Annotated in this window: 4 protein-coding genes and 1 pseudogene; all 5 read left to right on the forward strand. The window is 63.0% G+C overall.

Annotated elements, in window-relative coordinates:
• Window positions 1–558 (forward strand): hypothetical protein (locus tag AOK11_RS29370; RefSeq protein ID WP_055596749.1); only part of this gene is annotated, 558 nt, incomplete at its 5' end.
• Window positions 540–1,580, forward strand: a complete 1,041-nt coding sequence (locus AOK11_RS29375; RefSeq protein ID WP_055596750.1) for a hypothetical protein — start codon at window positions 540–542, stop codon at window positions 1,578–1,580. The genes AOK11_RS29370 and AOK11_RS29375, both read left to right, overlap by 19 nt.
• 105 nt (window positions 1,581–1,685) lie before the next feature.
• Window positions 1,686–2,009, forward strand: coding sequence for a hypothetical protein (locus tag AOK11_RS29380; protein WP_055596751.1), 324 nt, complete (start codon window positions 1,686–1,688; stop codon window positions 2,007–2,009).
• Window positions 2,006–3,361 (forward strand): hypothetical protein, encoded by a 1,356-nt coding sequence (locus tag AOK11_RS29385; RefSeq protein ID WP_055596752.1) that lies wholly within the window; start codon window positions 2,006–2,008, stop codon window positions 3,359–3,361. Before AOK11_RS29380 ends, AOK11_RS29385 begins: the two co-directional genes overlap by 4 nt.
• Window positions 3,362–4,098: 737 nt before the next feature.
• A pseudogene (locus tag AOK11_RS29390) lies at window positions 4,099–4,415 on the forward strand (hypothetical protein); the annotation flags it as partial.

The following is a 4,415-nucleotide window of genomic DNA, read 5'->3' on the forward strand; positions in this document are numbered from 1 at the left end:
AAGATCGCGGGCGCGGACACGAGTGGCGAGAAGTCAGCTCCGCCGAGCGAATCGGCTCCGGCCACTGAGGGGCGCCCGAAGATCGAGCTGCCGCCCGACCTCTCCTACACCTTCGACTGGTCCAAGACTGGTGACAAGGAGAAGGACGCGATCCTGGCGGACAGCGAGCAGTCCATCAAGGCGGTGCACCTCGCCATGGCCAACCAGGACGCCCTCGATGCGGCTTACCTCTATTACCACGAGGGGGAAGCTGCTGCGGGGGCGGAGAAGTTCATCCAGGCATACGTCAAGGAAGAAGCCAGGGTGACGGGCGCCTACCGCTATTACAAAGCCTCCGTCAACGTGAGCGACGACAATTCCGGATCGCTTGTCTACTGTGAGGATCAAGGCAAAGCCTACGACATGTTCTTGAAGGACGAAAAGGTCAACAAGACTCCCGTCACCAAGAACAGTTATGTGCTCTACAACACGCGGCTCCAGAAGAACGACAAGGGAGTCTGGGTGGTCACGAAGCTGCTCTCTCAGAGGGGGAGTGACAGGTGCCAGCCCTCTGCCTGACCTCACGTGTGCTCATGGTTCCCGTAGCGATCGGAGCGGTACTGCTGGGTAGTACCCCTGCCTTGGCCGACAACGGGATCGGTGGGGGAACCCGAGGCCCAGAGCCCAGCACGGACGTTCACGGCGATGCCACCGAGGACGGGACGCTTTCGGCCGGCGTCGTAGTCTTCGACCGGAGTAACAATGGTTCGGGCCAGAAAGCAGGCCCGGTTTCCTCCGCCACGAGCTGGACCCCGCCCGCTTGCTACTACGCCCCCAAGTACACCCCTGACCAGTTGCAGAAGCACTTGGAACCCATTTGGGAAGCCGAATCGACGGGCTATCAGTGGGATGCGGCGCAGCGTGATCGCTACGTCAAGGGTCACCCCTACACGGACTTCAACAAGGACAAGGCCGATGAGGGGTACTGGTGGGACTCGTACGTCACAGCGGGGCGTGAGGATGAGCCCGGTGCCCTTGACTGCGACAAGCCCATCTTCTGGGTGGATGAGAACAACGACCCCCCGGCGGACATCCCGCAGGCGGTCACCCCGGAGATCCTCGCCCAGCTCGCCTATGCCGAGATCCGTGTTCCCTCGACGGAAGTCGATCTCGCACCGGAGGGCACGACAAAGGTGAACCTTCCCACCTGGGCATGGCTGGACGCGGCACAGTTCAAGCCGGTGTCGGTGACTGCCTCGGTGCCGTTGCTGGGTATCGAGGCGACGACCACCGCCGAACCGGTCTCCGTGGAGATCGAGCCGGGCACATCGGACGCCGAGACCTATCCGGCGTCCGGTGTCTGCGACATCCAGAACGGCCGTATCGGTGAGCCGTACGCCAAGGGCAAGGCGGACGGGACCCCGCCCTGTGGTGTGAAGTACCTGCGTTCCTCGGGAGACGACTCGTACGAGCTCACGGCCACCGTCACCTGGAAGATCGAGTGGACCGGCACCGGCGGCGCGGGCGGCGACCTTCCCGACGGCGACTTCGGCGCCACGCAGGACGTCGTCGTCCAGGAGATCCAGGCCATCAACCGCTGAACCGTGCGCTCCTCCTAAAGAGGGCCCTCCGCTCCGGATGCGCCACGAAAGACGGAACCTCTCGTTCCTTCCATGGGTGCAGATGGATCGGGAGAGGGCGGGCGTATGGCTGAGCCGCGGTTGGCGGTCGACGGGGACGAGCTCGGACGCTTCATGAAGTCGCTGCGCAAGTCGTCGAGCTCGCTCAAGGGTGTACGGCAGGCGCTCGCCGACGGAACTGTCACCGGACTCGGCACGGACGACCTCGACCGTGCCTGTGAGTACTTCCAGGACGACTGGAAGTACGGGGCCGAGGAGATCGGCAAACAGACCGAGGACCTCGCCGAGATCATCGGCAAGAGCAAGGACAGCTACCTCGAGGTCGACAAGGCCCTGGAAGCGGCCCTCGAACGGGCCCGTGCCGGTAAGGGCGGGGGCGGCGGACGGTGACCGTCACCCAGATCGACGACACCGGCGCGGCTCTCGATCCCAAGTCGAGGGCCGACCTCGGCAAACCCCAAGGGCTCAAGTCGGCGCCCCGCATCCCGTACCCCGACTATCCGCACCTGGGATTCAACCCCGTACCGGGCGATACGGAGACCGTTCGCGGACTGCACAAGAAACTGAGCGGTTGCGCGAAGGTACTCGAGGACACCCACGAGCTGGTCACCAAACTGCTGGACGGCAGTTATTGGAAGGGTGACGCCGCCGTCGCCTTTCGCGAACAGCTCGACGATGGTCCGCTGCCGCTGAATCTGAGGAACGCCGCGCGGTCCATCCGTAAAGCGGCCAAGCAACTGAGCTGCTGGGAAGGCGAGCTGGACGACTTTCAGCGGCGTGCGAAGCGGTTGGAGAGCGACGCCGAAGAGGCGCAGGCCGCTGTGGACCTGGCGAAGGGGCGGGCCACCAAAGCGGAGGACCATCCCGACCTGGAGAAGAAGGGAAGCGGGGACGGTGCGGCGCAACGGGCGCTGACCCGTGCCCAAGCAGATGTCGAAGAGGCCCAGGCCGAACTCGACAAGGTCATCGGCAAGGCGAAGAAGCTGGCCGAGGAGCATGAGCGCCAGGCCAAGCATCGCGCGACGAAGATCCGCGAAGCGACGAAGAAGCTGGCTCCGCATGAGCCCGGCATGTTCGACAAGGCACTCGACTGGCTGACGGACAACCTGCCGGACATCCTCAGTTTCACGGCGGGGCTGATCGTCGTCGCAGCCCTCCTCCTTTCCGGCCCTCTGGGGTGGAGCCTGGCGACTGTGGCGATGCTGATGCTTGCGTCTTCGACGGTGAGTTTCGCAGCACTGGCGTTCCGACTCTCAGATAGCGAAACGTGGGAGTCGCTGAAGGACGGATTCAGCAAGGGTGAGCTTGACGCTGATTTCTGGAGCAACTTTGTTTCAGTAGGTGCGGATTTCGTAGGGGTGCTGCCCGGGGTTGGAGCGGTTGGTAAGGGCGCGTACACGGGAATTCATGCCGCGCTAGGTGGCAGTACGGCAACAACCGTAGGGCAGAAGGTCGCTCTTCTTGGAGTGAATGCGTTGAATGAGGCAAAGACTGTCGCATCCTTGGAAAATCAGTTGGTGGCACGCGCGGTACGCGGCTGCACCAACCCAGGGGTTGCCGCCAAGGTTGTCGAGGGTGCGTCCGGTCTGGTGGGTGTGGGAACCAGTGGCTTCGGCATCTACAACAAGATTGTGGATGCCGAAGATGATGGAGTGAAAGACAGCGCCGTGGCCGGTATTGACGGTACGCGACTTGGTCTTGATGCCGGCGGCATTTATGGCCTTGTGCGTCACGTTTTCTGAAGACTGTGTAAGAAAGGAGCGTAGTTGAATTCCACCGAGTACCCTTCGGCGTGGGATCACCCGCCCACGCGTCGCGCCTGGAGAAGGCGTGGACTCGTGGTGGTATTGGGGTTGATGGGCTGGCCTATCGCTTGGTTTGGCATGCTCTACGTGCTGATTTCCTTCTTGTCTCAGAGATTCATTTTCTTGTTCTTGCCGCCGCTATGCTATGCATTCTATCGAAGCGCACTCCAAATATTCCAAGTGGCCTTACTGTTTCGGATTCGATCAGTCATCAGAGAGTATTCGTGGCATGTGCTCTCCAAGGTTCGGTGCGGAATCGATGAACACCCCGAAGCGGAAGGTAAAGGGATCTGGATCGAGCTCCCCGAACCCTCAAGCCGCTCAGGCGCAGGGATCCCCCTGGTGTTCGTGAAGCACCACCGGGCGTTCTGGTGGCTGCGGCGTATCGGGGGGCCACGTACGAAGCCTGCACTCAAGGCGCAACTGGAGCCTCTGTGGTTTGCGGGTGATCCGAGGTTCCTGGGTGTCGTGGCCGTGTCCTCCCGGGACGGTAAGGCGCCCAGGCGCCTGCACTTTCTCTATCAACCGTCTGCCTTCGACGAGCATGCCCCGCGAAGGAGTTGGGAGGGTGTGGACCCTGCCGACCTTGAGCGTGCCCGTCGTGCCGGAGCGCGGTTCGTCGATGCTGTGCCTCCTGCCGTCTCCGGCATCAGGGGGAACGAAGGGGCAGGGACGTGAACGCACCCGTGATCATTGTCGATTCCTCCACAGCGGATCCCCTCGCCGAGCTGTGGTTCGTCGAACCAGCGGGATTTCTCCCACTGCCCCTGGACGCGTTGCTTCCCGACCCGAACTCCTCGGCAGAGGACAGGTTGCGGGCCGCAGCCGCACCGCTTCTCGACGCCGCGCCCGACGAGGCGTTCCGCCAGCAGTTCATCGCAGCCTTCGCCACCGGCCAGCAACTCCTCGCCGCCTTACGCGAAGTGGGCACCGTGCACTGTTCCGTGGGGTTGCATCGGGATGATGTGAGTGGGGTGGGCGGCCCTGGGGG

This window comes from Streptomyces hirsutus (assembly GCF_001418415.1).
GTDB classification, from domain to species: domain Bacteria; phylum Actinomycetota; class Actinomycetes; order Streptomycetales; family Streptomycetaceae; genus Streptomyces; species Streptomyces hirsutus.

Bases quoted from the DNA above. Each gene is read 5' to 3' on its own strand.
- AOK11_RS29380 (WP_055596751.1), top strand. From the start codon at position 1,686: ATGGCTGAGCCGCGGTTGGCGGTCGACGGGGACGAGCTCGGACGCTTC.